This is a genomic window from Streptomyces sp. NPDC006739, assembly GCF_042869815.1.
GTDB lineage: Bacteria > Actinomycetota > Actinomycetes > Streptomycetales > Streptomycetaceae > Streptomyces.
Genome location: NZ_JBIAGM010000014.1, coordinates 152767 through 178639 on the forward strand (window position 1 = coordinate 152767; position 25873 = coordinate 178639).

24 protein-coding genes and 3 pseudogenes are annotated in these 25873 nt (G+C 70.3%); 13 read left to right on the forward strand and 14 right to left on the reverse strand.

What is annotated here, in order from left to right:
• Window positions 1-332: 332 nt before the first annotated feature.
• The gene (locus ACFYMM_RS26885) at window positions 333-3062 is read left to right on the forward strand and encodes a SpoIIE family protein phosphatase (protein ID WP_388390811.1); all 2730 of its coding nucleotides are present in this window, start codon (window positions 333-335) and stop codon (window positions 3060-3062) included.
• Here the strand turns inward: ACFYMM_RS26885 and ACFYMM_RS26890 are convergent.
• Window positions 2977-4050, reverse strand: a complete 1074-nt coding sequence (locus tag ACFYMM_RS26890) for a helix-turn-helix domain-containing protein (RefSeq protein WP_388390813.1) — start codon at window positions 4048-4050, stop codon at window positions 2977-2979. The two genes, ACFYMM_RS26885 and ACFYMM_RS26890, sit on opposite strands and share 86 nt — an antisense overlap.
• Window positions 4051-4153: 103 nt before the next feature.
• On the opposite strand from ACFYMM_RS26890, the gene ACFYMM_RS26895 reads away from it, so the two are divergent.
• Window positions 4154-5185 carry a saccharopine dehydrogenase family protein gene (locus tag ACFYMM_RS26895; protein WP_388390815.1) on the forward strand — a complete coding sequence of 344 codons (1032 nt, stop codon included), beginning with the start codon at window positions 4154-4156 and terminating at the stop codon, window positions 5183-5185.
• Window positions 5186-5215: 30 nt separating this feature from the next.
• Here ACFYMM_RS26895 and ACFYMM_RS26900 read toward each other — a convergent pair whose 3' ends face one another.
• From ACFYMM_RS26900 to ACFYMM_RS26935, 8 genes and pseudogenes are all read right to left on the reverse strand, one after another.
• Window positions 5216-5890 (reverse strand): hypothetical protein, encoded by a 675-nt coding sequence (locus ACFYMM_RS26900; protein ID WP_388390817.1) that lies wholly within the window; start codon window positions 5888-5890, stop codon window positions 5216-5218.
• Between the two features lie 141 nt (window positions 5891-6031).
• Window positions 6032-7249: an arylsulfotransferase family protein gene (locus ACFYMM_RS26905; RefSeq protein ID WP_388390819.1), complete on the reverse strand. Its 1218-nt coding sequence runs from the start codon at window positions 7247-7249 to the stop codon at window positions 6032-6034.
• A 420-nt stretch (window positions 7250-7669) separates the two neighbouring features.
• Window positions 7670-8671: an NAD-dependent epimerase/dehydratase family protein gene (locus ACFYMM_RS26910; protein ID WP_388390821.1), complete on the reverse strand. Its 1002-nt coding sequence runs from the start codon at window positions 8669-8671 to the stop codon at window positions 7670-7672.
• A gap of 422 nt (window positions 8672-9093) precedes the next feature.
• Entirely contained in the window at window positions 9094-9693 is a 600-nt protein-coding gene (locus tag ACFYMM_RS26915; protein WP_388390823.1) for a cytochrome P450, read from the reverse strand.
• Between the two features lie 25 nt (window positions 9694-9718).
• A pseudogene (locus tag ACFYMM_RS26920) lies at window positions 9719-9859 on the reverse strand (AMP-binding protein); the annotation flags it as partial.
• Between the two features lie 50 nt (window positions 9860-9909).
• Window positions 9910-10188 (reverse strand): acyl carrier protein, encoded by a 279-nt coding sequence (locus tag ACFYMM_RS26925; protein ID WP_388390824.1) that lies wholly within the window; start codon window positions 10186-10188, stop codon window positions 9910-9912.
• A 26-nt stretch (window positions 10189-10214) separates the two neighbouring features.
• Window positions 10215-10859: an NADPH-dependent F420 reductase gene (locus ACFYMM_RS26930; RefSeq protein ID WP_388390826.1), complete on the reverse strand. Its 645-nt coding sequence runs from the start codon at window positions 10857-10859 to the stop codon at window positions 10215-10217.
• 47 nt (window positions 10860-10906) lie between these two features.
• Window positions 10907-11719: an inositol monophosphatase family protein gene (locus tag ACFYMM_RS26935; RefSeq protein WP_388390828.1), complete on the reverse strand. Its 813-nt coding sequence runs from the start codon at window positions 11717-11719 to the stop codon at window positions 10907-10909.
• A gap of 116 nt (window positions 11720-11835) precedes the next feature.
• On the opposite strand from ACFYMM_RS26935, the gene ACFYMM_RS26940 reads away from it, so the two are divergent.
• A complete protein-coding gene (locus ACFYMM_RS26940) occupies window positions 11836-12762 on the forward strand; it encodes a LysR substrate-binding domain-containing protein (protein WP_388390830.1) in 927 nt (308 codons plus the stop codon).
• 154 nt (window positions 12763-12916) lie between these two features.
• Here ACFYMM_RS26940 and ACFYMM_RS26945 read toward each other — a convergent pair whose 3' ends face one another.
• Window positions 12917-13591 carry a hypothetical protein gene (locus ACFYMM_RS26945; protein WP_388390832.1) on the reverse strand — a complete coding sequence of 225 codons (675 nt, stop codon included), beginning with the start codon at window positions 13589-13591 and terminating at the stop codon, window positions 12917-12919.
• A gap of 453 nt (window positions 13592-14044) precedes the next feature.
• Between ACFYMM_RS26945 and ACFYMM_RS26950 the strand changes: the two are divergent.
• Window positions 14045-14377, forward strand: a pseudogene (locus ACFYMM_RS26950) (TetR/AcrR family transcriptional regulator); the annotation flags it as partial.
• On the opposite strand, the gene ACFYMM_RS26955 reads toward ACFYMM_RS26950, so the two are convergent.
• The 3 genes from ACFYMM_RS26955 to ACFYMM_RS26965 all read right to left on the reverse strand — a co-directional run bounded on the left by ACFYMM_RS26955 (window position 14271) and on the right by ACFYMM_RS26965 (window position 15650).
• Window positions 14271-14861, reverse strand: coding sequence for a MarR family winged helix-turn-helix transcriptional regulator (locus ACFYMM_RS26955; RefSeq protein WP_388390834.1), 591 nt, complete (start codon window positions 14859-14861; stop codon window positions 14271-14273). The pseudogene ACFYMM_RS26950 and the gene ACFYMM_RS26955 sit on opposite strands and share 107 nt — an antisense overlap.
• Window positions 14773-15318, reverse strand: a complete 546-nt coding sequence (locus tag ACFYMM_RS26960) for a hypothetical protein (RefSeq protein WP_388390836.1) — start codon at window positions 15316-15318, stop codon at window positions 14773-14775. Before ACFYMM_RS26960 ends, ACFYMM_RS26955 begins: the two co-directional genes overlap by 89 nt.
• A 74-nt stretch (window positions 15319-15392) precedes the next feature.
• Window positions 15393-15650 carry a hypothetical protein gene (locus tag ACFYMM_RS26965; RefSeq protein WP_388390838.1) on the reverse strand — a complete coding sequence of 86 codons (258 nt, stop codon included), beginning with the start codon at window positions 15648-15650 and terminating at the stop codon, window positions 15393-15395.
• A 746-nt stretch (window positions 15651-16396) separates the two neighbouring features.
• Between ACFYMM_RS26965 and ACFYMM_RS26970 the strand changes: the two are divergent.
• The 5 genes and pseudogenes from ACFYMM_RS26970 to ACFYMM_RS26990 all read left to right on the forward strand — a co-directional run.
• Window positions 16397-16489: pseudogene (locus ACFYMM_RS26970) on the forward strand (hypothetical protein); the annotation flags it as partial.
• A gap of 57 nt (window positions 16490-16546) precedes the next feature.
• Window positions 16547-17320, forward strand: a complete 774-nt coding sequence (locus ACFYMM_RS26975; protein WP_388391003.1) for a WD40 repeat domain-containing protein — start codon at window positions 16547-16549, stop codon at window positions 17318-17320.
• A 480-nt stretch (window positions 17321-17800) separates the two neighbouring features.
• A complete protein-coding gene (locus ACFYMM_RS26980) occupies window positions 17801-18196 on the forward strand; it encodes a gas vesicle structural protein GvpA (RefSeq protein WP_388390840.1) in 396 nt (131 codons plus the stop codon).
• A 3-nt stretch (window positions 18197-18199) separates the two neighbouring features.
• Window positions 18200-18988 carry a GvpL/GvpF family gas vesicle protein gene (locus tag ACFYMM_RS26985; protein WP_388390842.1) on the forward strand — a complete coding sequence of 263 codons (789 nt, stop codon included), beginning with the start codon at window positions 18200-18202 and terminating at the stop codon, window positions 18986-18988.
• Between the two features lie 258 nt (window positions 18989-19246).
• Window positions 19247-20506 carry an MFS transporter gene (locus ACFYMM_RS26990; protein ID WP_388390844.1) on the forward strand — a complete coding sequence of 420 codons (1260 nt, stop codon included), beginning with the start codon at window positions 19247-19249 and terminating at the stop codon, window positions 20504-20506.
• Between the two features lie 57 nt (window positions 20507-20563).
• Here ACFYMM_RS26990 and ACFYMM_RS26995 read toward each other — a convergent pair whose 3' ends face one another.
• Window positions 20564-21529 carry a LysR family transcriptional regulator gene (locus ACFYMM_RS26995; RefSeq protein ID WP_388390846.1) on the reverse strand — a complete coding sequence of 322 codons (966 nt, stop codon included), beginning with the start codon at window positions 21527-21529 and terminating at the stop codon, window positions 20564-20566.
• A gap of 120 nt (window positions 21530-21649) precedes the next feature.
• On the opposite strand from ACFYMM_RS26995, the gene ACFYMM_RS27000 reads away from it, so the two are divergent.
• From ACFYMM_RS27000 to ACFYMM_RS27015, 4 genes are all read left to right on the forward strand, one after another.
• On the forward strand, window positions 21650-22633 hold the full coding sequence (locus tag ACFYMM_RS27000) for a fumarylacetoacetate hydrolase family protein (RefSeq protein WP_388390848.1): 984 nt from the start codon (window positions 21650-21652) through the stop codon (window positions 22631-22633).
• Window positions 22630-23586: a cyclase family protein gene (locus ACFYMM_RS27005; RefSeq protein ID WP_388390850.1), complete on the forward strand. Its 957-nt coding sequence runs from the start codon at window positions 22630-22632 to the stop codon at window positions 23584-23586. Before ACFYMM_RS27000 ends, ACFYMM_RS27005 begins: the two co-directional genes overlap by 4 nt.
• A 144-nt stretch (window positions 23587-23730) precedes the next feature.
• Window positions 23731-24867 carry an FAD-dependent oxidoreductase gene (locus tag ACFYMM_RS27010; protein ID WP_388390852.1) on the forward strand — a complete coding sequence of 379 codons (1137 nt, stop codon included), beginning with the start codon at window positions 23731-23733 and terminating at the stop codon, window positions 24865-24867.
• Entirely contained in the window at window positions 24864-25871 is a 1008-nt protein-coding gene (locus tag ACFYMM_RS27015; RefSeq protein WP_388390854.1) for an amidohydrolase family protein, read from the forward strand. The genes ACFYMM_RS27010 and ACFYMM_RS27015 overlap by 4 nt, the downstream gene beginning before the upstream one ends.
• The last annotated feature ends 2 nt before the right edge of the window (window positions 25872-25873 follow it).

The window sequence follows — 25873 nt, forward strand, 5'->3', positions numbered from 1 at the left end:
GTCATTCGGCGACCGCGATTGGCACCGCGAGCCCGGCGAAATATCGTGGTGACGGAGGGGCCCGTCTCCACGCTCACTCGACGGCCCCTCCCACTTGCAGGGAGGCGTCATGTCCCAGCCGCCGTCGGCATGCGCTCCGGTGTACCGGAGCTCGCGGTGACCGTCACGGGCAGCGACTGCCGGCTGGTGGGTGTTGCGGGACGCCGGTCTCGGTGCGGTGCGCCCAACGGACACGGAAGACCGCCCAGGCAATCGTCTGGTTCGCCACCCAAAGACGAAGATGACGTATCACACCGTGCGATTCACACCGTGCGATGAAGGGTCGTAGCAGCGTGCTCGAGCGATCCCAGCGCCGACGGGGTCCGCACCTTCCGCACGGCCGCAGGCGCAGGCTGTCGCAACGGATCCTCCTCGCCCAGCTGGCCATCCTCACGGTGACCAGCGTGATCGGCTTCGCGCTGTTCGCCTTCACTCAGCGCGGGCAGCTGGACGACTACTTCGAGCAGCGTGCCGTGTCCATCGCGCAGACGGCGGCTCGCGATCCCCAGATCCGCGGCGCGCTGGCTGCGGGCACGCCGCCCGGTCCGCAGGGTGTCGTGCAGGCGGTGGCGCAACGCATTGCCGGTGACGCCGGCGCGTCCTTCGTGGTCGTCATCGACCTGCACGGCATCCGCCATTCCCATCCCCTGCCCGCACTGATCGGCCGGCCGGTGTCCGAGCCGATCGTGGCGCGGGACGGCAGGTCGCACGTGCGGATCGACATGGGTGCCACCGGCAGGTCGGCCAACGGCATCGTGCCGGTCTACGCGCCGGGGCCGAGCCACCGACTCGTCGGCGAGGTCTCCGCGGGCATCCCCGAGACCCGGGCGGCCACCCAGTTCGGACAGGAGCTGAAGGCGTTCGGCGTCTACGTCGGAATCGCCCTCGGCGTGGGAGTCCTCGCCGCGTTCCTGCTCGCCCGCAGGCTCAAGCGGAGCACCTTCGGTCTGGAGCTGGAGGAGATCGCGGGCCTGCTGCAGGACCGGGAGGCCACGCTGTACGGCATCCGGGAGGGCGTGGTCGGTTGCGACGCGCAGGGCCGCATCACCGTGATCAACAGCGAGGCGCGCCGGCTTCTCGGCCTGTCTGCGGACCGGCTCGAGGGACGGCACCTCGGCGAGATCGGGCTCGATCCGGCGGTGAGTCTCCTCCTGGCCCCGGGGCAGACGGTCCGGGACGAGGTCCTGATGGTGGACGACCGGCTGCTGGTGATCAACAGCTGGCCGACCGGGCGCGACGGCGGGCCGCCCGGCAGCGTCGCCACGCTGCGGGACTCCACCGAACTGCGACTGCTCTCGCAGAAGGCGGAAGCCGTGCGCCGGCGCCTCAAACTGCTCTACGATGCCGGCGGAGCCGTGGGCACCACGCTCGACCTCACCCGGACCGTCGAGGAACTCGCGCATGTCGGGGTACCGCAGTTCGCCGACTTCGCCGCCGTGGATCTGGTGGAGGCGGTGCTGCGGGGCGAGGAACCGCAACGACCGGGTGATGTCCGGCTGCGCCGCACGGCCGTGCACGGCTTGGGTGAGACGCATCCCTTCATCCCGCTGGGCGACCGGTTCGGACTCGACCCGGCCACTCCCCAGGCCCAGGCATTCGACCAGGGCCAAGCCGTACTCGAACCCGATCTGACCGCCACCCGGGAATGGCGGGCGCAGGCACCGGAGCGGGCCGACGCGATCATCGACGCGGGCATCCGCTCACGCATCGTGGTCCCGCTGCGCGCCCGCGGCGTCCTGCTGGGCGTCGTCTACTTCTGGCGTTCCCGCGAGCGGGCGCCGTTCGACGAGGACGACCTGTCCCTCGCCGCGGAGCTGGTCGCCCGTGCCGCGCTCACCATAGACAACGCACGCCGCTACACCCGCGAGCACGCCACGGCCGTCACCCTGCAGCGCAGCCTCCTGCCGAGAGCCATGCCGGAACAGAGCGCCGTCGAACTGGCCTACCGCTACCTGCCGGCGCAGTCGGTCGGCGGCGACTGGTTCGACGTCATCCCGCTCTCGGGCGCCCGCGTCGCCCTGGCCGTGGGCGATGTCGTCGGACACGGTCTGCACGCGGCGGCGACCATGAGCCGGCTGCGCACGACGATACGCAACTTCTCCGCCCTCGATCTGGCGCCCGACGAACTGCTGGCGCACCTGGACGACCTGGTCGCCCGCATCGACCACGAGGAGACCGGCGGCGACGGCTCGGCGGCGATCACGGGCGCCACCTGCCTCTACTCGGTCTACGACCCGACCACCGAGGTCTGGACCGTGGCCCGCGCGGGCCATCCCCCGCCCGCCCTCGTCCTGCCCGACGGCACCGTGCGCTTCCCCGACGTACCGGTCGGACCGCCGCTGGGCCTGGCAGCGCTCCCCTTCGAGACCGTCGACCTGCACGTGCCCGAGGGCAGTCGGCTGGTGCTGTACACCGACGGCCTCGTCGAGGACCGCGGCCGCGACATCGACGAAGGGCTGGAGCTGCTGCGTGCCGCCCTGGCAGACGGCGACCGGACGTGCGAGCAGACCTGTGCGACGGTGCTGGACGCTCTGCTCCCCACGCATCCCACCGACGACATCGCCCTCCTCGTCGCCCGCACCCGCACGCTCGCGGACGACCGGATGGCCACCTGGGAGGTCCCCTCCGATCCCGCCGCGGTGGCCGGCACACGGGAACGGATCGGCCGGCAGCTGGCGCAGTGGGGCCTGACGGACGTCGCGTTCGCCACGGAACTGATCCTCAGCGAACTGGTCACCAACGCCATCCGTCATGCCGCCGGCCCGATCCGCGTCCGCCTCCTGCGCGATCGGAGCCTGATCTGCGAGGTCTGGGACTCCAGCAGCACCTCGCCGCATCTGCGCTACGCCACCGACACCGACGAGGGTGGCCGAGGACTGTTCCTGGTCGCGCAGCTCGCCGACCGCTGGGGCACCCGCTACCTGCCAGCCGGGAAGGTCATCTGGGCCGAGCAGATGGTCCCGGAGGGGCAGGAGCCGCTCCCGTCCCCGCACCGGACGGCGAGGCCGTCGGCACAGCGGTGAAGTGCCGTTCGACCGCGTCGCGGAACCGCGGGCAGGTCTCGGCCCAGTGGGTTCGTGAGCGGAAGGTGCGGCGGTATGTGTCCGGGGGGACGCCGAGGGTGCGGTTGAAGTGCCGGCGCAGTGTCGTGGCGGTGCCCATGCCGGTGGCTGCCGCGATGGTGTCGATGCTGTCGTCGGTTTTCTCCAGCAGTTCCTGGGCGTGGCGGATCCGCTGGTCCAGCAGCCATTGAAGGGGAGTGGTGCCGGTTGCGGCGCGGAAGTGGCGGCCCAGGTGGCGTGAGCTCATCCGGGCCTGGCGGGCCAGGTCCTCCACGGTCAGCGGCTGGTCGAGTCGTTCGATGATCCAGGGGAACAGGGCGGTGAGCGGGTGATCGCTCTGGGCGGGCACGGGGGCGGTGACGAACTGGGCCTGCCCGCCGGACCGGTGCGGTGGGACGACCAAGCGGCGGGCCACGGCGTTGGCGATCGATGAGCCGTAGTCGACCCGGACCAGGTGCAGGCACAGGTCCAGCGCGGCGGCCTTGCCGGCGGAGGTGAGCACGCTCCCGTTGTCCACATAGAGCACGTCCGGGTCGACCTCCGCGTCGGGGTAGCGCGCGGCCAGGACGCCCGTGTGCTGCCAGTGGGTGGTGGCGCGCCTCCCGTCCAGCAGGCCGGCTGCGGCCAGGACGAACGCGCCGGTGCACAGGGAGGCCACGCGGGCGCCCGCGTCATGGGCCGCGCGCACCGCGTCGACCAGTTCGGCGGGCGGGCGCACGTCGACGTCGGCCCAGCCGGGGACGATCACGGTGTCGGCGCTCTGGAGGTGGCCCAGGCCGTGGTCGGGCTCCAGGTGGAACCGGCCGAAGGGCACGATGCCCGGCCCGCAGACCGTGAGGTCGTACCAGGGAACGGTGACCCCGGCCGGGGCGGAGCCGAAGACCTCGTGGGCAACGGAGAGTTCGAAGTGCAGCATCCCTTCGGTGACGGCCAGCGCGACAGTTCTCATGTCCGAAACTGTACGGCACATGTCGTTCCAGACACTCACTGTTGACGATTCAACCAAGCCAGGATGGCCGCAGTTGGTCATTTCCGAGCACAGGAGAGAAGTCATGGCAGCGGGGCAGACGGTGACGGTGTACGGCGCATACGGGCACACCGGCCGGTTCGTCGTGGCACACCTCGAGGAGCGGGGATTCGTTCCGGTCCTGGCCGGGCGCGACGTCCACAAGCTGAGGGCGCTGGCGGACGAGCACCCCGGACTCGAAGTCCGTCCCGCGTCGGTCGACGCCCCGGCCTCGCTCGACCGGGCGCTGGACGGCGTGGCAGCCGTCATCAACTGTGCGGGTCCCTTCGCCACCACGGCCGCACCCGTGATCGAAGCAGCGTTGCGTGCCGGGATCCCCTACGTCGATGTGGCGGCCGAGATCGAGGCAAACGCCGACACGTTCGCGCGCTTCGCCGACCGCGCCCGCGAAGCGGGCACGGTCGTCGTTCCCGCGATGGCCTTCTACGGCGGCCTCGGCGACCTGCTGACCACCGCCGCGATGGGCGAGTGGACGCAGGCCGACGAGGCGCACATCGCGTACGGCCTCAGCAGCTGGGAACCCACGGAGGGCACGCGCGCCGCGGGCAAGGTCTCCGTCGAGCGGCGTGGTGGCCGCCGCGTCCGGTTCAGGAACGGGCGACTGGAGTACCACGACGACGAACTGCCCACCCTGAAGTGGCCCTTCCCCCACCCGTTGGGCACGAGGGCGGTCATCGGCGAGTTCACGATGGCCGACGTAGTGACCATCCCGAGCCACCTTCCGATCCCGGAGGTGCGCACCTACATGACCACCGAAGCGGCCGGCGGCGTCGTGGCACCCCACGCGCCGGCCCCCACCGCGGTCGACGAACACGGGCGCTCCGCTCAGACCTTCCTCGTGGACGTCGTTGTACGCTCCGGCGACGCCGAACGGCGCGCGGTAGCCCGGGGCCAGGACATCTACGCCGTCACCGCGCCGCTCGCGGTGGAAGCGGTCCACCGCGTCCTCACCGGCCGGACCAGGACAGTCGGTGTGGCCTCCGCCGGCGAGGTCTTCGACGCGCCCGACTTCCTGGCCGCGCTGTCCCCGCACATCACCCTGGAACTGCGCCCGTAAGGGGCAGCCCGTCGGCGTGTTGCGCCATGCTCAGCCAACCGGCCTCTCCCCCTTGCCGACGGTGAAGGCGATGCCGCCCAGGCGCGAGGTGAGGTAGCGACGCAAGGCCGCTGAGGTGCTGCCTGCCTGGCTGGTCACCAGTTGGATGCCGGAACTGTCCGTGGCCGGACCGATCTGGTAGACGGGAAACCCCGCGATGGTCGTGCCGTTGTGCGCCATGAGCCCGCGGACGGCCGTCTGCAGTGTCCCCTCGGAGTAGCGGCAGGGAAGGATGTCGAGCCGGCTGAGGTCGACGGCCGGGTGCGCGCGCTTGGCCGCCTTCGCGAGCAATCTGCCGCGCGCCACGTCCGTGACGCACAGCGCCACCCGTCCCCGGGTGTAGCCGTCGATGACCGTGCCGAAGATGTCCGCGTACGCAGCGTTGAACTCCTCATCACCGACTGCCTGGGTGAGTGCCTGTGCCTGCGCGGTGTCGTCGGGACTGCCTTTGCCCGCAGCGGGTGAGGGCGCGCCGTGGGCCTGGACGCCATCCGGGCATGAGGTGGCCGCCCTGGCGCTCGGGCTGCTGCTGCCTGCCGACGGCGCGGTCGCGGCACCGGCCGACGGCCTCTTCGGCGCCGCCGAGTCCCCCGGCGGGGACCCGGCGCACGCCGCGGTGGCGGCCAGCATCCCCGAGCACAGCGTCAGAGCAACAGCACGCCGCATGGTCTTCCTTCTTCCGCCCGTGGATCCTGCCAAGCGCAGTGCTCCCACCAACTCCGAAACGCCGCGACAGGATGGCGGGCAGTGTAGCGAGTGTCGGTGAGGGCCCTGGGGTTGCTTGGTTGGATGCGGCGGAGTCGCCGGCTACTTCCAGGGGAAGCGGTAGGCGCGATAGCTGTTCACGCCCGTGGGGAACCGGGCCTTGAACACGGCCTCACCCGAGGAGTTGAACTCGGAGAAGTACGGCAGCGACCCCCATCCGACGAACTTCCCTCCACCGCTGAGCGGTTGTGCGTTGCCCTGCGAGGACGCGCTGAGGTAGTCCGGCTGGTCAACGGACTTCACCAGCGTCGCCGTACGCGCCTTCTCGTTCACGCGGACGGTGACGACACGGCTGAACGGAAGCTCCTCCACCGCCCCGGCACCGGTGTTCGCGGCCCCCGCGGACTCGTTGTCGAACCAGCTGTACAGGCCGCCGCCGAGCGGTTCGGGATCGTGCTGCCACGAGAAGATCGTCCCGGCCGTGTTCAGGTACTGGCCGGGCGCGGCCTGTTCCCTGAACGTGCCGGCCTTGCCACCGAGCTGCCACAGCACGGTGCCGTCGTGGCGGTCGACCTTGTACGTCGTCCATGTGTTGCGGGCATCGACGAGCAGGTCGCCATCGGTGTCGGGCTTCACCGCGTTGATGTGGAACCAGTCCCACGGCTTGTCCGGCGACGACGGCAGCGGCTGCTCGCTCTGCGCGTACGGCACGTGATCGGCCGCCCTCCACTGGAACAGGACCCGGCCCGTGCGGATGTCCACCTCCTGCACCACCCCGTCGATGACCGCCTGGTGCGCGGAGCCGCCGATGCCCGTCAGATCGGCGGTCTCCTGCTTGTACGCCAGGATCAGTGCCGTGCCACGACCGGTGATCAGGAACTCGTGCCCGTCGGCGGTGTACCCGTTCCCGGCACGGACCTCGGCGACCTTCTGATACCGGTCGTCGTAGACGTAGTCCACCCCACTCGCGAGGGAACCGAGCCCGGTGCCCTGCCACCAGGTCAGAACCGGCCTGCCCCGGTAGGTCTGGGCACGGAAGTCCGCCGCCTGCTGCCCGGCCGGCGTCTTGTGGGACCACACGACACGCCTGCCGTCGCCGCTCAGGATCTCCACTCCGCTGGAGTAGGCAGTGTTCGCCGAGTTCGGCGAGACGAAGATGTCCCCGCGGCTCGCCGTGCCCTTGTCGGCAAGAACCGTCACCGGCGGCAGCGGCTTGCCGTCCGGGGTCGCGGACGCGGTGCCGGCCAGGGGCAGCAGGCCTGTGACGGCAGTGGTGGCCGCAGCGATGAGTACCCGCGCGGGTATGGAGTCGTGACGCATCGGATGTCCGTTTCTGGCATGCCCGTCACCGAACCGGGCGGCTCGGTCACGGGCATGCGAAGTAGGCACACACGCGCACACCCGACCGGGCGTGCGCAGTGGGAGACGGCAACTACGGGAAGGAGCTACCGCGCAACCCGTGGGGGGTCAGGCGCGGTTGGATGCCACTGGAGGCGGAACGGCTCTCAACAGGGACGACACGCGGCAGAACACACCCGCATGTGGTCGATGTGACCGCGCGTCGTGAGGATCTTCCGCCGCTGCATACGGCAGAACGTAGCCGCGCACGGACCGAAGCGTCAATCAACGTCCACGCAGCGAACAGCACGACCGGCCGGGACTCGGATCGGGTGACGCCGTGACGTCACCCGGCGCGGCCGTTCCGGAGCAGTGCCAGGAGCGCAGAGGTCGTGCCGGTGCCTACTTCCGCGCCGCTCCAGCCCACGTTTCCAGTAGTTCGCGCTCACGCCGGCTGCTCAGGCCTGCCCGGCGGGGCCGGTTGAGACCTTGTTCCCGCTCCCAGCTCAGGGTCTGCGCCACAAGCTCCGCCCGAGGCCGGTGCCGCAGGCCGGCCGCGGTCGCCGCCGCGCCAGTGCGCGCGCTGAAGCCGGCCCAGTCCGGGTCGGCCACCCACAGCGCGAGCGACTCCGGGCCCATGGCCTGGACCACCTTCTGCCCGAGCAACCAGTCGTCGTCCGCCTCCACCACCGGCCCCACATGCCCGCCGATCTCCCGCGACAGCGCCACCCACTCCCCCAAGGGCACGATCGGACCGACCGCGTCGTACGTTCCGGTCGTCCCGTTCTCCGCACAGTCGAGCAGCCACGCGGCGAGGTCTCGCGCGTCGACCACCTGCGTCGCAAGGCCGGGGCAGGCCGGCACCAGCAGCGGGGCCAGCGGCTCGCGGGCGGCTCGGGCGACCCAGTACCCGGAGCGGCCGCTGTGGTCTCCGGGGCCGCCGATCAGTCCCGCCCGCGCGATGAGGAGCCGGTCGCCCACTGCGGTCGCCAAGGCCTCCTCGCAGGCCACCTTGGCCTGCCCGAACTCGGTGTGGTCGGCCTCGTCCCGCTCGGCCGCGGGAAGAAGTCCCGCCGACTCGTCCGCGTCCGGCCGCGCGTGCGAGGCATAGGCGCTGACCGACGACACGTACGACCAGTGGCCCGTGCTCTCACCGAGCGCCGCCAGGGCACCGCGCACGAAGCCCGGCTGCCACGACACCTCGACCACGGCGTCCCACTCCTGACCCGGCAGGCCTTCGTACGCTGACGGGTCACGTCTGTCGGCAGAGATCAGTTCGGCGCCCTCGGCGACCTCGCCGCTCTCCCCGCGGGCCAGGCAGGTCACCCGATGCCCACGTTCCAATGCCTGCCGCGAGACCTCGCGGCCCACCCACGCCGTTCCCCCCAGCACCAAGATCTTCATCGGGTCACTCAAGCACGGGCTGCCAGCATGCGGTCCCTGCTTCGCCGAGAGCAGAGTCGGTGCAGCCCTTGTGGTCGCCGCCGTAGAAGGTGGCGGGGTCAGGGGTGTTGGCACGTTGATGTGGTCGTCCTGTGCCACGAGGAGGGATCACCGTGCCGTTTCACCGTCACGGACGTTTCGGACCTGCACGCCGGGTTCACCGACACGTTCACCAGCCACACCGGCAGGAGGGTGGCGACGGCGGACCGGCCGTGGGCGCCCACGACGATTGACGTCGATGGACGCCGAGCAGTTCGGTTACCACTCGACGACCAGCCTCGACACACCGCGCGTCGCGAGGCCCGCCCGCCACACCAGGGCCCCCTCCGCTGGTGCGAGTCGCAGACCGGGGAAGCGCTGCCACAAGCGGGTCAGGGCGATCTTCATCTGCAGGCCAGCGGCGCGCCCACGCACCGGTGGGCACCGTGTCCGAATGTGAGGTGCGTAGGTCGACGGGCGTTGGTCCTCACACCCGACGTGCAAAATACTTCGGCGTCATGGTTGCAGTGCAGCAACGAGACGATGACGGCTTCTCCTTGGCACACCGTCGTCCCGCCCAGGACGAGGTCCTCGGTGGCCACTCGAGGGAAACTGACGGGTGTGGACGGCGTCTTGCGGAGCAATTCCTCGACCAGCGCCTCCACAGATTTCCCGTCGGCCGTGTCACCGGTGAGCAGTTCGAGGATGGCAAGGCTCAGTTGATGGGCGGTGGTCTCGTAACCAGCCATGAGAAGTGCCAGTCCGAGATTGATCAACTCGGTGCGGGAGATCTCACCCGACTGCTCGACCTGCACCAGAGCGCTCAGGAGATCCTGCCCCGGCACTTCTCTCTTTCTTTCGATCAGTGAGGACATGTACTGGATGAGAGTCAGGACGTGGCGGCCTCTTCTGCGGACTCCTTGGGGCGTCATGTCGAACAGGCCGGTGACGGCGGCGTCGAAAGCGGGCCGGTCCGCCACCGGCGCGCCGAGCAGTGAGCTCAACGCGACAGGCGCGCGCGAAGTCCACCGACGTCGGCAGGACGAGGGCGACCCGTTCGCCGGGTCGCACCCCGCGTGACAGCAGCCCCGCGGCCACCCTCCCGGCCTCGGCGAAGAGGTCGCCGTAGGACAGGGCGTCGCCGTCCTTGCCCCGGCGCAGCACGTGCATGCCCCGCCCGGACCCTTGTGCGGCGACGCGGCCGAGCGCCGCGAACAGGGTCACGAAAGCGGCTCCGCACCGGTCTCCGCGATCACCTTGGCGATCGCGGCCGCGAACTCCCGCACGGTGCTCGTCTCGAAGACGATGCGGTCCTCCACCTCGATGTCGTAGTGCTGCTCGATCTCCAGCACGATCTGCAGCGCGTGGAGCGAGTCGAAGCGCGCGGTGTCCGGTCCTGGGCGGGCTCCCTGCTGGAGGAGGCGATCGCGGAATAGGCGTGGCCGGGGTGAGAGGGCCGGCCCGCCGGTGCACGACGATCTCGTGCGCCGCACCTTCACCGCGGCCGGACCGAACCGGATGTGGTTCAGCGGGTGAGGGAGACGGCGAAGGGCTTGAAACCGTGTCGGCGCAGGACGTGGGGAACCATGAGGATCATGGCCTCGGTGGCGCGGGCTGTGGTGATGCCGCCGAGGTCCTCGATCCACGCGGGCTGCCAGCCCAGGTCGCCGAGTAGGCCGGTGACGGTCTTCTTCGCGTTCTGGTCATCGCCCGAGAGGTAGGCGGTCGGTGGGGTGGCCAGGGTTTCGGGAGCGGTCATGACCATGAACAGCATGGTGTTGAGGGTCTTGACCACATGGGTCTCGGGGAGTGCGGTCTGGAGCTGCTCGGCGAGGCTGCTGCCGGGGTAGCACAGGTCGCGGGGCAGGCCGTCATCGGCGTCGCGGGTGGCGTTGGAGACGTCTACGAGAAGTTTCCCGGAGAGCTCGGTGCGCAGGGCCGCCAGGCGGTCAAGGGCCGTGTCGCCGGGCGTCGCGTTGATCACGATGTCCGCGGTGCGGGCGGTGGTGCGCTGGTCGGCCAGGGCAAACTGCGGGGCGATGCCGGCGGCGAGGGCCGCGGTCCCTTCCGGGTTCCGGACACCGAGGGTGACGCGGTGTCCGGCTGCGGAAAGTTTGCCGGCGAGGTTGGCGCCGACGCGGCCGGCGCCCAGGATGCCGATGCTGGTCACGAGGTGATGCTCCTTGCGGTGTGAGGTGGGTGGAGCGAGGTGTCCGGTCAGGCGATCGGCGACAGGACCTTGAGGGCGGCGGCGTGGATGCCGGGGGTGGCGGCCAGGAAGTCGCGGCTGCCCGTGTTCCAGGGCCTGCCCGCGAGGTCGGTGACGGAGCCTCCGGCCTCGGAGACCAGCAGCGCACCGGCGACCAGACCGGAGCGGACGTCGGAGAACTGCCAGAAGGCATCCGTGCGTCCGGCCGCGACGTGGATGAGCTGCATCGTGGCGGGAACGGACACGCGTACGACCAGGCCGTTGACGAGCATGGCGGTGACCGAGTCACCGATCCGCCGGAAGGTGCGCTCGTCCTCGCCGGGCCTGGCCTGGCCGGTGCCGACGAGCGCGGCACCCAGATCCGTCTTGGCGGACACCTTCAGGGGCCGGTCGTTGAGGCGGGCACCGCCGTCGGCGACGGCGGTGTAGGTGTCGCCAGTCAGCGGCAGGTGGACGACGGTGAGCACCGGCTGGTTGTCGCGGACCAGGGTGGCGGTCACTGCCCAGTCCTCCATGCCGTGAACGTGGTTGATGTTGCCTTCGGCGGGGTCGACGACCCACCACTCCCCCGACGGGAGCGCACCGCCGGCCAGCTCGTCCTCGGCCCACTGCGATCCCGGCCTGGCCCGCAGCAGCGGCTCCCGCAGCACGTCCAGCACCGCGTCGTCGTTGGCGTGGATCTCGGCGACGACCTCCTCAAGACTCACTCCCCGGGCGTGCGGGGTGTGGCGGTCGCGCAGGGTGAGGCCTGCGGTCTTCACCGCGGCGGTCACCTCGGAGAGGAGCGTCGTGCCGGCGGCGAAGGGCATGGCTGTGCTCATGAGGGGCTCCCTGGGTTCGATGTGTGCGGGCGGCTCGTCCCCGCGCCCGCACTTCGAAGGTATGCCTCCCGCTCATTAACAACAAGTGCATGCTATTCAGTTGTAGATTTACTGCCATGCAACTGGATTTGAACCTGCTCACGGCCCTGGACGCACTGCTGGAAGAGGGCAGCGTCGCCGGCGCCGCAGCACGCCTCCATGTCACCGCGCCGGCCATGAGCCGATCCCTGGGCCGCATCCGCAAGGCCACCGGTGACCAGATCCTGGTCCGCACCGGTCGCAGCATGGTTCCCACCACCCGCGCACTGGCCATGCGCGCCCAGGTCCACGCCCTCGTACAGCAGGCTCACCAGCTTCTGTCCGCGCAGCGGGAACTCGACCTGGCAGCTCTGGACCGGGTGTTCACCGTGCGCTGGCACGACGCCCTGACCGCCGCCTGCGGCACCGCCCTGATCACCACCGTCCACCGCCGGGCCCCCGGCGTCCGGCTGCGCCTGTCCGCCGAACCCGGGACGGACGACGCCGAACTGCGCCGGGGTGAGGTCGAACTCGAATCGAGCTCCAGCGCTCCGACGCTCCCCGACATCCGCCACCGCCTCGTCGGCAGCGACCGACTGGTCGTCGCCGTCCGACCGGGCCACCCACTCACCGAAGGCCCGCTGAGCATCGAGCGCTACGCAGCCGCCGAACACCTCACCGTTTCGCGACGTGGAAGCCTGCGCGACCCGATCGACGACGCCCTGACCACCCGCGGCCTCGAACGACGCGTCGTCGCCGCCGGGCCCACCGCCGCCTTCGCACTGCAACTCGCCCTCGACACCGACCTGGTCGTCACCCTCCCCGCCGCGGTCACCCGCGCGGCCCGGGAACAACTCGGTCTTGTCACACTGCCGCCGCCACTACCGCTGCCGGACGTCCCCCTGTACCTGCTGTGGCACCAGCGCTACGACGACGACCGCGCCCACACCTGGCTGCGAGAGACGGCCACCGCAACCGTCCAGGCACTTTTTCCACCACCAGTTACGAGCGAACACATCCGCTGACGCTGCGGTCGGCGGACGTCCCGTGGTGATACGACCGGCCCTGCGAGGGTTCCGGTGCTGCCGGGTCAGCCCCAACACACCAGCGTGTGCACCACCCGGGTGACCAGCCTGCCGCCGGCCAGCCTCATATCTCACCGTCGCTGTATCCGGTCGGTCACAGGAGGAAGGGCAGGTTCACGATCAGGGCGATGTACGCGATGCCGCCGAGCACGATGAGCAGGGTGAACAGGACGCTGTGGACGTGACGCCACGGCGTGGGTATGCCGGGAAAGCGCTTCTTCAGCAGAGGCCACTTGAGGAAACCGTGGTCCTGGAAAGGAAGGCGCAGGTGCTGCCACAACTCCCGGAGCCCTTCCGCGTCCCACAGCCGGGCGTCGATGAGCACAGGCCGGTGGCCTCTGGAGGTGATGACGATCCGGCTGCCGTGCGGACCGTCCACGGGCACCCTGACCGTGTGCAACCCCGTCAGGGATGACACCGGGGTGTGCAGGACCTTGCGGTTCCATCGGTCACGCACCGTCAGGACGCCGTCTTCCAGGCGGATACCGGCGTTGGCCCAGCGCAGACCGATCAGCGCGCCGACCCAGAGCAGCGGGAACACGACTGCCAGGATCCCGATCACCAGACCCGTCATCCCTGACCCCGCTGACGTACCGCGGCCCCTGGCCATCATCAGACCCAAACGCAGCGTCCCGATGGCGATGAGGGGCGACCCCTTGATGAGCAGGGCCTTGCTGGTCCCGCTGTCGGGTCTGACGAAAACCCAGGGGAGGTCCACCTCGTCCGCCGAGTCGCTGAGCGGGGCATCGCCCGATGGCCGCGTAGTCATGCGCATGTCCTCCTTCTGCGTCACGCCACGCTCCGCCGTGTGGGCCGACCGGAAACTGTGGGCACGTACGCACGGCCACCCTCCCGGAACTTCCGGATCGCCGGCATCGGGGAAACTACGTAAACGCACACGTGACCGGCGGTACTCAGGCTCTCCCCTGGTCGCATTCGATGCGCGGCCCCGCGTCGGAAGGCGCTCGCCGTGCGGCTGCCTGACGAAGGCGAGAAGGGGGTGGGTCGGCTGTCGCGCTCAATCCGTTGCAGTCCGGGACGGCTCGGCTTTGATCAGGAGCGCGACGAACACGATGGGAGCGGCGGTCTGGTAACCGGTCCAGACTTCGCCCCCCGGCACTGCTGCCCTGCCATGCCATCAGGACGCCGACGAGTGCTGCCAGCACACAGCCGCCGTCGTAGGCGACCACAAGCCGGGTATAGGTGCGCATCGACCGGCTGCGCGTATACCCGACCTCGATGCCACCGCCGATCAACAGGGTTACGCCTCCAGGTCGTCTCCCGGGACGGATACCGGGCCAGGCTCGACGAGATCGCCGACCGCGCCGGCCTGACCACCGGCGCCGTCTACTCACTGTTCGGGAGCAAGAACGGCCTGGTGGTCGCCCTCGTCGGCGATTACCCGCGGCCGTACTTCAGGGCACTGTTCGCCGGCCTCGGTCAGGGCGTCACCCTCGGCCTCGCCCCTGGTGCCGACGAGCAGTTCTTCGCCGACACCGCCCGCGCTCTGGCCTCCGACATGTCCCTCGTCGATCACGGTACGGACGCTTCGTAGTCGTCAGTCGCGATGAGGAGACTGGCTCGGAGCGACGCCGGTCCCGACGTCGTACTCGCGCCGGCGCGCTGCCCGCATCGCCGCTCCCGGGACGGCGGCCCTGACGGTCGCTCCCTTTGATCGGCAGCGCCTTCCGCCTCCGCCGAGTCGATCTTCGTCGCGTTGCCGTGGCGATGCGCTTCCGGACGTACCGGCCGAAGGCCTGAGCCCAGTCGGCCCGGAGGCGGTCGAAGATGCGCGCCGACGCCAGACACTCCGTACCTCGATCGGTGAGTCGTACGATCTTGCGCCGTGCGTCGCGCGGGTCCGTGCCCCGTTCCACGTAGCCCAGGCGCTCAAGCGTGTCGATCGTCTTGCCGGCGGCCGAGCGGATGCCCTGGTCCTGGCCGGCCCGGTCAGGGCAGCAATCGGCGGGTAGAGGTCCAGGCCAAGAGTTGCTCACGGGTGCGTCCAGGTGCCAGGTAGCCGAGCAGGGTCTCCACATGGGCCGTCAGGTTCTTGTGCCACCGAAGCCGGCGGATCTGCTCGATGGCCAGGTCGCGCCACCCGTCGGCGAGCGCGGCAGCCTGGGCGGGTGTGATCGTCAGTGCGTCAAGCGTGTCGGCCGCCAGCGCATCGGGGCTCCAGTCGGGGTCCGTGTCGTCCGGACCGAGCCTGTCGATCACCCACATCCGGAGCATGAAGTCCTGATGGGTCACCCGCGTCCGCGTCAGGTCCCCCTCACCGTCGGCGAGCATGAGCCGGTTGGCGAGCAACGACAGCTTCGCCCACTGGCGGCGGCCTTCTCGCGGGTGGGCGGAGTCGTAGGCATGTCCCTGCGCCGCGACGCGTGCTGTCTCAAGCTGCTGACCACGGGCATTCTGGATGAACGTCGCCAGCTGCTTGAGTGTCCACGTGCTCGGATCGCGCCCGAGGCCTTCTCGGTCTGCGTCGCTGCTCACGGTCCGTGCTCCTACTCGTAGGTATGCCGAGGCCGTTCGGTGCCGTCTGTACCCGCGGGTTGAGCTGGGTTCCATCAGTGGTCCCGTCGATCCTGTCCGCGGGGGTGGCCGATCAGTGAGCGCAGCTTCGGCACTGTGGTTCCGGCCGCACTGAGCCCTGCCAGGACGGCGCCCGCTGTGGGAACGCCGCTCAGCGCGGTGAGGACGCCTGCCACTGTACCGATGGCGAAGGCGACGAGGAGGACCACGGTGGTGTGCAGGGGGAGGAACTGCGGGTCTGCTTCGGGGCCGCCCGGGCCGGGTTGAGCCGGCGGCGGTGTCATCTGCGTCATGCCGGCACCTTCGCCCGAAACATGTGCTGCGCTGCATCAATCGAACAAGGTGAGGTCTAGGTCGACCAGGATCACTCGCCACGGAACATGCCGGTCGTTGTTCTGGGCCGTTCCGTCGTGTTCGGTTCCTTTCCGGACCCTTGGGCCTGACCTGCTGCCCAGAGGGACACCTGGGGGCGGCGTGGCAGGCAGCGGTAACGGTGCGGGTTCGCGGGGCGGTTACGAGGGAGCGCTTCGGAAGCTGGGACAGGAACTCAGAGACCTGAAGCAGGAGCGTCGCGCTCCGTCGTACGACCAGATCTGCGCACGCGGGAAGAAGATGTGCGGCGAGCAATCGGCATGGTCCAAGTCCTCGATGAGCGAGGTGTTCGCGGGACGACGGGCCGGCTTCCCTGGACCGCCTGCTGTGGCTGGTACGTGCCCTGCTCTCCTACGACGACGGCGAAGAGGTGAATCCGCCCGAGCGCCGTGATCCCCAACTGCGGGTCTGGAAGGACTGGTGGGACGCCTTGGAGGACGCGCGTGCCGCTACCCGCCGCCCGCCTGCAGCCGACGACACGAAGGCCATGTCCCGAGCCAATCCGATTCCGGCTGCGGTGATCACCCGCTCCGACCTGCCGGAGCAGGTCCCAAGGCCGCAGAGGGCGATTGGTACCCATCCGGTTCCGCCCGGGGCGTCCTGCCCGCCGTCGCTGGGCGGGCGTGCCCTTCGGGCACATCTCGCTGCCGGAAAACCCGTACAACTCATGCCCTTCCCGTCCGAATGCGGATCCCTCTTGTGCCTGGGTCTCTCTCCGGGCGACGCCCTGATGGCCGCCGGCAGCACGGACGGAGTCGTGCGGTTGTGGGATCCCGTCACCTGCGAACCGGCTGGTGAGTTCCACACCGGACACGATGTGGACGTCCACACAGTGCAGTTCTCGCCGGACGGCGCGCTCCTGGCCGCCGGCATCGCCGACGGCGTCGTCCGACTCTGGAAGGTGGCAGACCGCGAACCCGTCGAACACCCGCCCTTCGGCCAGATCGGTGCCGTGCACGCGGTCGCCTTTTCCCACGACGGCACCCGCTTCGCCGTCGCAGGCGCTGACCTGATGGTGCGGCTGTGGAATCCTGCCACAGGCCAGCTGGCCGGTGAACTCACCAGTGGCCACGACACGGTGTACGCGGCGGCGTTCTCGCCCGACGGTGCTCACCTCGCCACCGGCAGCGCGGAGGGCGGCCCCCGACTGTGGAACGTGGCAAGCTGTCAGCCGGAGGACAAGCCACTCGACACCCCCCTCGGAGCCGCCGTCCGCACGGTGAGTTTCTCACCACCCGACGGCGCTCTGCTGGCCGCGGCGGGTGATGACGGGGTGGTACGTCTGTGGAACATGGCGAGCCGTCAGCCAGTTCGTGAACTCCTCACCGGCAGCGACGAACCCTTGCGCGCGATCGCGTTCTCCCCGGACGGCGGCCTCCTGGCGAGCGCGGGCGACGACGGAATGGTACGGCTGTGGGACCCCGTCTCCGGACGGTCGGCCGGTAAGCTCCCCACCGGCTGCGACGGGTCACTGCGCGCGATCGCGTTCTCCTCCGACGGCAGCCTCCTGGCGAGCGCGGGCGACAGAGTGGTGCACCGGTGGGCGCTGCGGGTCAACGACGCCTGGACACTGCGCCAAACCAGGACCTGAAGCGCAGGCACTGCGCACCTTGGCCAGGTGCACGATTCCGACACTGGCTGGTGCCGAGACACGCCGCCAGGCGGCGGTTGGGCTGAGTCAACTGGTACGGCGATCTTTCCGGCTCGAGCGGGACGCTGCCCGGGTTCGGGGGTCGGCTCCGGTGAGGCAGAGCCCGCCATCCCGGCCGATCCCAGGCGGCCGCCGGTGATCGTCGGTGTGCAGGGGGGTGAGGATGTCCCTGCCTCGGACGTGGCCCACCTCCGTGGCCCAGCTCCTCACCCTTCCGCCTGCCGGGATCCACGCCGGGGTCCGGCTCCCGCCGAGCGGTCGGCGGGAGCCGCTGCCGCTCGGTATGCCCGACCCCCCGTCTGACTCGTACACGTGTTTGACCTCAGGAAGTGGGGGCTACCCGTACCAGGAAGCCTGCGACGCAGCGAGGGACAGCGTCGAGGGGACCACGCAGAACCAGATGACAAGGGGCTGGCCGCGATGACGGTGGCGACGCAGCAGAGTGGTGGGGGCGGTTCCAGCGGCCTCTACGACGTTCTGGAACTCATTCTCGACCGTGGGCTGGTGATCGACGCGTTCATCCGGGTCTCCCTTGTCGGTATCGAGATACTCAAGATCGACATACGGATCGTGGTCGCCAGCGTCGACACCTACCTTCGCTTCGCCGAGGCGTGCAACCGCCTCGACCTGGAAGCGGGGCCGCGCAAACCGGCCGGGCTCACCGAGCTCACGGGGCAGCTCACCGAGTCCGGCGCCCGCGGCAAGACCAAGGGGGCCCTGTCCGGGGCGGCGGAGACGATCTCCGATGCCTTCCAGCAGGCACGGGACGAGGGCCGGGAGCGTCAGGGCGACCGGGCACGCAGAAGAGGGGAATGACAGATGAGCGCCTACGTCTACGGGATCGTCCGAGCCTCGCACCCGCCCCTCCCCGAGGATCTGGACGGCATCGGAGACCCCCCGCGGCCGGTACGCGTGCTGCGCCAGGGCGAGCTGGCCGCCATCGTCAGTGCCGCCCCCGATCAGCTGCGGCCCAAGCGCCGTGACCTGCTCGTCCACCAGCGTGTACTGGACGAAGCCGGAGCGGGAGGCGTGGTACTGCCCATGCGGTTCGCCAGCGTCTCCGCGGACGACGACACGGTGACCACCGTGCTCGCCGAGCGGGCGGAAAACCTCCTCGAGCGGCTACGAGCTCTGGACGGCACAGCGGAGTACAACATCAAGGCCAACCACGACGAAGAGGCCGTGCTCCGCCTGATCATGGCGGACAACGACGACCTCCGGTCCCTGGCGGAAGCGAACCGCGAGGCCGGTGGCGGTACACAGGAGCAGAAGATCCAGCTCGGGGAGCTGATCGCCGCCGCGGTCCAGGCACGCGAGGCGACCGACGCGGAGTCGCTTCAGCATGCGCTGACGCCGATGGCCAAGGAAGTCAGCGCCGGGCCGCAGGGCACCGGCTGGCTGGCCAACCTCTCCTTCCTGGTGGACCGCGGTTCAGCGGAGCGATTCCTGGCGGCGGTCGACGAAGTCCGCCGGGAGCATCCGCATCTCGAGCTGCGGGTCAACGGTCCGCTGCCGCCCTACAGCTTCGTCGACACCCCCTCGTCCCGGCACCCCGAAGGCGACACCGCGCAAGCGTTCGGAGCCACGGCAGCCCAGCCGAACGCGTAAGGCGCGTTGCCGAACCAGGGAACGGCGGGCCCACTCATGGCCGTCTCCAGCTCATTCACGCCGTGAATGACGCCGATCCGGGATTCGGATCGTGCGGAGGATGGCGGCGCGTATCCGGACACCGCATAGTCGTGCCTACCCGCACGCCGCTTCCCGGATCCGTCGCCGGCGTGCTGCCCTCTCTCAGCGCTCAGCATGCCGTGCGCCGTCGGCTCGTGTGACGGCATGCGCGCTTCCGCAGCTGCCCCTGGAGACCCCATGCCCGCTTCCGTGCCCCTGACTTCGGCCAAGGCCGAGCAGACCGGCCCGCCGCCCGTCACCGTGTCGGGTCCGGCTCACCTGCTCAGGGTGACTCTCTTGATGGCGGGCAGCTGTCTGCCCATCCTCGGGGCAGTGCTGCTCGCGCCCGTACTGCCGAAGATGCAGCACCACTTCGCCTCGACGCCGGGCGCCAAGGCGCTGGTACCCCTCGCACTGACCGTTCCGGCCCTGTCGCTGGCGCTGTTGGCTCCGTTCGCCGGAGTGATCGTGGACCGGTTGGGCCGCAAGCGCCTGCTGATCGTGGCGACCGTCCTGTACGCGGTGTTCGGCACGGCCCCGCTCTACGCCGACTCGCTGGGTGTCATCATCGTCAGTCGTGCCCTGGTCGGTGTCACCGAAGCCGCGATCATGACCTGCTGCACCACCCTGATCGGCGACTACTACACGGGTCAGCGGCGCGTGAAGTACCTGGCCCTGCAGACCATGTGCGCCTCCGCCTCGGCCACCGCCTTCTTCGTGGTCGGCGGAGCCGTCGGTGCCGCAGGTTGGCGAGTGCCGTTCTGGATCTACGCCGTAGCCCTGGTGCTCGCTCCGGTCATGGCCGCCACTCTGCCCGGCCCGGTGGCCCGCGAGACCGTCGACGACAGCTCGTCGAGGCCCCGCCGTTCCTCCCCCTGGCGGCAGTTGGCAGGCATCTGCGCGCTCACCTTCTTCGGTGCGATGGTGTTCTACACGGTCCCGGTGGAGATGTCGTACCTGCTCGACGGCCTCGGTGTGACAAACCCCGGCGTGATCGGCCTGGCGACCGCGGTGGCGAGCGCCGCCACCGTGGGGGGAGCGGTCACCTTCGCCCGGCTGAAGCGTTCCCCGGATCCGATGCTGCCCGCCGTTCTCCTGGTCTGCGCGGTCGGCTTCGCGGTGATGTTCCTGGCGAACGGCACCGCGCTGCTGGTCGTGGGAGCAGTGATCAACTGTGTGGGCACGGGCATGCTGCTGCCCGCGCTCCTGACCAGCGCCATGGCCCGTCTGGAGTTCGAGGACCGCGGACGGGGAACGGGGCTCTGGACGGCGGCGTTCTTCGGCGGCGAGTTCGTCTGCCCCCTGGTGCTGTTGGCCGTGGAGTCGGCGGTCGGCTCGCTGGCCGGGGCCGTGGGCGTGCTGGGGCTGGCCGCCTTCCTTGTCGCGGCGGGGCTGTGGGGGGCCCGCCGGCGCGCCAACTCAATGAACCCTCGGTCGCTGCCGGAACAGCCGGCCTGAGGGCATGCCGGCCGACGGCACCGGACGCCGCCGACGACTTCGCAGGTGCCGGCCCGGTCAGGGTCGGGCTGGCACCGACGCCGAGTCGTGTGCCGTCGGCCCGGCACCTTGGGGCACCGGACCAGTGAGCGTGGCGCCTACTTCCGCGGCTTTGTGCCGGAGCCAGATGTGCGCAGCGTCCTGGGCGTGCACCGGGTGCCACCACAGCGCCTGCTGCACGGGCACCGCCTCGAACGGACAGGGCAGGGCACGGACTCCTGCGGAGCGGACCGCTCTGCGGGCCAGGCGCTCCTGGATCATCGCCACCCGGCGGGTGCCCTCGACCATGTGGGGCAGCAGCTGGAAGGTCTGCACGGAGACCTCCACCCGAGGGCTGATGCCCAGCATGCTGAGCTGGCGGGCGGCCGGCGCGTCGTAGGGGCGCTGGTAGACGGCCCAGGGGAGACGCGCCAACTGCTCGAGGGTGAGTTCGTCACCGACCTCGGGGTTGTCGTCGGCAACGAGGCACAGCCAGCGGTCCTGGTGCAGGTCGACGGAGGGGAAGCCGTCGATGACCCCGTGCGGCATCAGCAGTCCGTCGACGGTGCTCAGCACGTTGGCGGTGTTCTCCACGACGGAAGGCGTCGGGTGCTGGAAGGTGAGCCCGATGCCCGGGGCTTCCTCGTGCAGGGCACGGGCGAGGGCGGCGCCGAAGACGGCCGTGCCGTAGTCGGTGGCCAGGAGGGTGAAGTGCCGGTTCTCGGCGGCCGGGTCGAAGTCGGCCTGGCTGGCGAAGACCCGTTCCAGCAGATCGCATGCGGTCGCGCTGCGGTCGCGCAGCGCGGTGCCGAGGGGCGTCAGCTCGTAGGTGTTGCCGGTCCGTGCCAGCAATTCGTCGTCGAAATGGCGGCGCAGCCGGGACAGGGCCGCGCTCATGGCCGGCTGGCTCAGCCCGATGCGTTCGCCGGCCCGGGTGACGTTGCGCTCCTCCAGCAGCGCACGCAGGGCGACGACCAGATTGAGATCGAGTCGGGACAGGTTCACCGGGCACCACCTCGCAGGTAAGAGGCATCCACGTCATGGATCTGGTGCATCCGCAGGATTGATTTCCGCGATCCACCGAACAGGGTCAGAGTAGACCGCAACCCAGCAGGAGGACATCTGATGGCAACGCTCACGCAACCTGTCGGCCCGTTCGCGCTCGGCACATTGTCCGCCGAGGGCGGGGCCGCGTTCCCGGGTCTCGTGACCGCGGGCGGGGTGCTCGACCTGAGCAGAACCCTGGAGTGGGCGCCGGCCGACATACGTGCGGTGCTGGACCGATGGGAGCAGGCCCTTCCTGTCCTGCGGGCCCTCGCGACCGGAGATGCCACACCCTGGCAACCGTTGGAGGGACTGCGGGTGCACGCCCCGGTCGAGCCCCGTCAGATCTTCCAGTCCGGTGCCAACTACCGGCAGCACGTGATCGATCTGGAGGTCGCCCACCGCTCCCCCGACGACCCGCGCACGGTCGAGGAGGCGCGGGCGGAGATCGCGGCGGTCATGGACCGGCGGGCGGCCGAGGACCTGCCGTACGTGTTCATCGGCCTGCCGAGCACGGTCGCCGGTCCGTACGACGACGTCGTGCTCCCCGCCTGGGCACAGCAGCCGGACTGGGAGCTGGAGTTGGCGGCGGTGATGGGCAGGGCCGCACATCGGGTGTCGGTCGAGGAAGCGCTGGAGTACGTCGCCGGGTACACGATCGCCAACGACCTCACCGACCGGGCCACCGTCTTCCGGCGGGACATGAAGGCCATCGGCACCGACTGGTTGCGCTGCAAGAACGCGCCCGGTTTCACCCCGCTCGGCCCGTGGCTCGTACCGGCGGAGTCCATCGCGGACCCGGGCGATCTGCGGGTCACCCTCACACTCAACGGTGAGACCATGCAGGACGAGTCGACCAAGGACATGCTCTTCGGAATCGCCCGCCTGGTGTCGTACATCTCCCAGACCGCACGACTCCTGCCCGGTGACCTCGTGTTGACCGGAAGCCCGGCCGGAAACGGCATCCACTGGGGACGGCTGCTGCGGGACGGCGACGTCATGGAGGGATCCATCACCGGGCTCGGCGTCCAGCGCACGCGCTGTGTGGCGGAGGGCGCCTCGTGAACCGGAACGCCCCCGAGGGGGCGATCGCCGAGGCGGCCAAGTCGTACTCCAACTGGGGTCGTTGGGGGGACGACGACGTGCTCGGCACGCTCAACTTCCTCGACGAGGCCAAGCGTCGCGAGGGCGCGGCCCTCGTACGGCGCGGGGTCAGCTTCTCCCTGTCCCAGCGGTTCGACATGAACGGCCCGCAGAAGGGCTGGCGCCGGCGCACCAACCCGGTGCACACGATGCTGGACACCGGTACCGACGCGGCGCTCGGCAACCAGGGCTTTCCCCACGGCATCGGCGGCGCCGACGACGTGATCGCGATGCCGCTCCAGTGCTCCACCCAGTGGGACGGGCTCGGACACATCTTCGACCACGGGTTCGCCTGGAACGGCCGCCGGGCCGACAAGGTGGTCACCTCCGACGGTGACCTCGTCACCGGCATCGAGCACATGGCGCCGTACGTCGCGGGGCGTGGCGTGCTGCTCGACGTGGGCCGGGTGATCGGCGCGGACGGCGAACTGCCCGACGGCTTCGCCGTCACCGAGGAGCACCTCATGCGGACCGCCGAGGCACACGGGGTGTCCGTGGGACGCGGCGACATCGTCCTCGTCCGGACCGGGCAGCTCTCCCGAGCCCGACGCGACGGCTGGGGAGACTACGCCGGCGGGCCCGCGCCGGGACTGTCCTTCACCACCGCCGGCTGGCTGCACGGCACGGAGATCGCCGCGATCGCCACCGACACCTGGGGCTTCGAGGTACGGCCGAACGAGTTCGAGCACGCCTTCCAGCCGCTGCACCAGGTCGTCATCCCGAACATGGGGCTGCTGATCGGTGAGATGTGGGACCCGGAGACGCTCGCCACGGACTGCGCCGCAGACGGTGTGTACGAGTTCTGGCTCACCGCCGCCCCGCTGCCCATCACCGGCGCGGTCGGCTCCCCTGTCAACCCGATCGCCGTCAAGTGACACCCCCGGCCGCCGGATGCGCCCCTCCACGGACAGCACCGGCGCATCCGGCCCCATCGCACCGCACCCGGCCCGCGTTCCCCACCGGGCGAGTCGCACCCCCGCCGCCCGAAGCCGTGCGGCCCGACCGGGAGGTATCCCTCCATGACTGACTCTCTCAGCCGTTCCGTCCTCGTCATCGGCGGGGGCACCGCCGGCAACGCCGCGACCATCCTGCTGCGCCGCGCAGGTGTCGCCGTGGACCTGGTCGAGGCCAAACCGGACTGGAACGTGGCTGCCGGGTCCGGTATCACCCTCCAGGGCAACGCCCTCAGAATCCTGCGCGAGCTGGGGGTCTGGGAGAAGGTGAAGGCCTCCGGGTTCGCCTTCGGTTCGCTGGGCGTGACCGCCCCGGACGGCACCGTCCTGTTCGTCGCCGAGGACATCCGGACCGGTGGCCCCGACCTGCCGGCCACGCTCGGGATGCAGCGCCCACGACTCCAGCGGATCCTCATCGACGCGGTGCGCGCCTCGGGTGCCGCGTTGCGCCTGGGCACCACCGCCGAGAGCCTGGCTCAGGACGTCGACGGCGTGTCCGTGCGCTTCAGCGACGGCACCGAGGGCCGCTACGACCTGGTGATCGCTGCCGACGGCCTCAACTCGGCGACCCGCGCCGCGATCGGCATCCCGGACCGGCCGGAGCCCACCGGCATGGCCATCTGGCGCATCGCCGCTCCCCGTCCCGACGGCATGGAGCGCACCGACCTCACGTACGGCGGCCCGGCGTACATCGCGGGCTACTGCCCCACCAGCGAGGACACCATCTACGCCTACGTCGTCGAGGGATGCCGCGACCGCGCCTCGATCCCGACGGAGTCGTACGCGGACGAGATGCGCGGGCTCGCGCAGGGCTACGGCGGTTTCTGGCCCGAGATCGTGAAGCACATCGACGACCCGGCCGCGGTCAACTACACCTGGTTCGACCGCCACCTGGTCGAGGGCCCCTGGCACCGCGGGCGGGTCGTGCTGATCGGTGACGCCGCCCACTGCTGCCCGCCCACCCTCGCCCAGGGCGCCGCGATGTCCCTGGAGGACGCCTCCGTCCTGACCGAACTGCTCACCACACGCGGCGACTGGGACGACCAGCTCCTCACCGACTTCCGTTCCAGACGGCTGCCTCGTGTGCGCATGGTCGTCGACGCCTCCGTCCAACTCGGCCAGTGGATGCTCGACGGGGTACGCGACGCGGACGTGCCCGGGCTGATCGGCCGCACCATGACAGCGCTGAAGGAACGCCCGTGACCGCGCCCGCTTCGACACCGACGATCGACGTCCACGCCCACGTCCTGCTCCCGGAGGTCGACGAGGCCGTTGCCGGTCTCCCCGGTCTCGCCGCGGCCCGCGCTCTCGACGCCCGCCGCGGCGGCCCGGCTGCCCTTGCCGTGAACGGGCCCATGGTCGGCGCGCGCGTTCCCCGTCTGACCGACGTCGCCGTGCGCCTCGCGGCCATGGACGCGGTCGGCGTTGACGTGCAACTGGTGAGCCCCTCGCCGTCGCACTACCACTACTGGGCCGAGCCCCGACCGGCCGAACGCGTGTGCAGGCTGGCCAACGAGGGCACCGCCGCGCACTGCGCGAAAGCCCCCGAGCGGCTGCACGGCCTCGGCCTGGTCCCGCTCCAGCACCCCGGCCTCGCGGTCGACTTGCTCGACCATGCTCTGGACCAGGGACTGAAGGGCGTGGAGATCTCGTCGCACGCACCCGGTCGCGAACTGTCGGATCCCGCCTACGAGCCCCTCTGGTGCCGGGCCGAGGAGACGGGTGCCCTCCTCTTCCTGCACCCGTTCGGCTGCACACTGGATGAACGCCTGGACCAGTGGTACCTCTCCAACACCGTCGGCCAGCCCGCCGAGAACGCCGTCGCCCTCTCCCACCTGATCTTCTCCGGCGTCCTGGACCGCCATCCGCGTCTGAAGCTGATGGCCGCGCACGGCGGCGGCTATCTCCCCACCCACCTCGGCCGCTCCGACCACGCCTGGCGAGTCCGCCCCGACGCCCGTGGCTGCGCCCAGGAACCCAGCAGTTACTTGAAGCGCCTGTACTTCGACTCCCTCGTGCACGACCCGCACGTACTGAGGGAGCTGATCCGGGCCGCCGGCCCTGGCCGGGTCCTGCTCGGCTCCGACTTCCCGTTCGACATGGGCACGGAAGATCCGCTCGCCGCGCTGCGCGCGGCTGACCTGTCCGACTCCGACCTTCATGCCGTGCGCGGTGGAAACGCCGCCGTGCTGCTCGGCCTCGCCTGAGG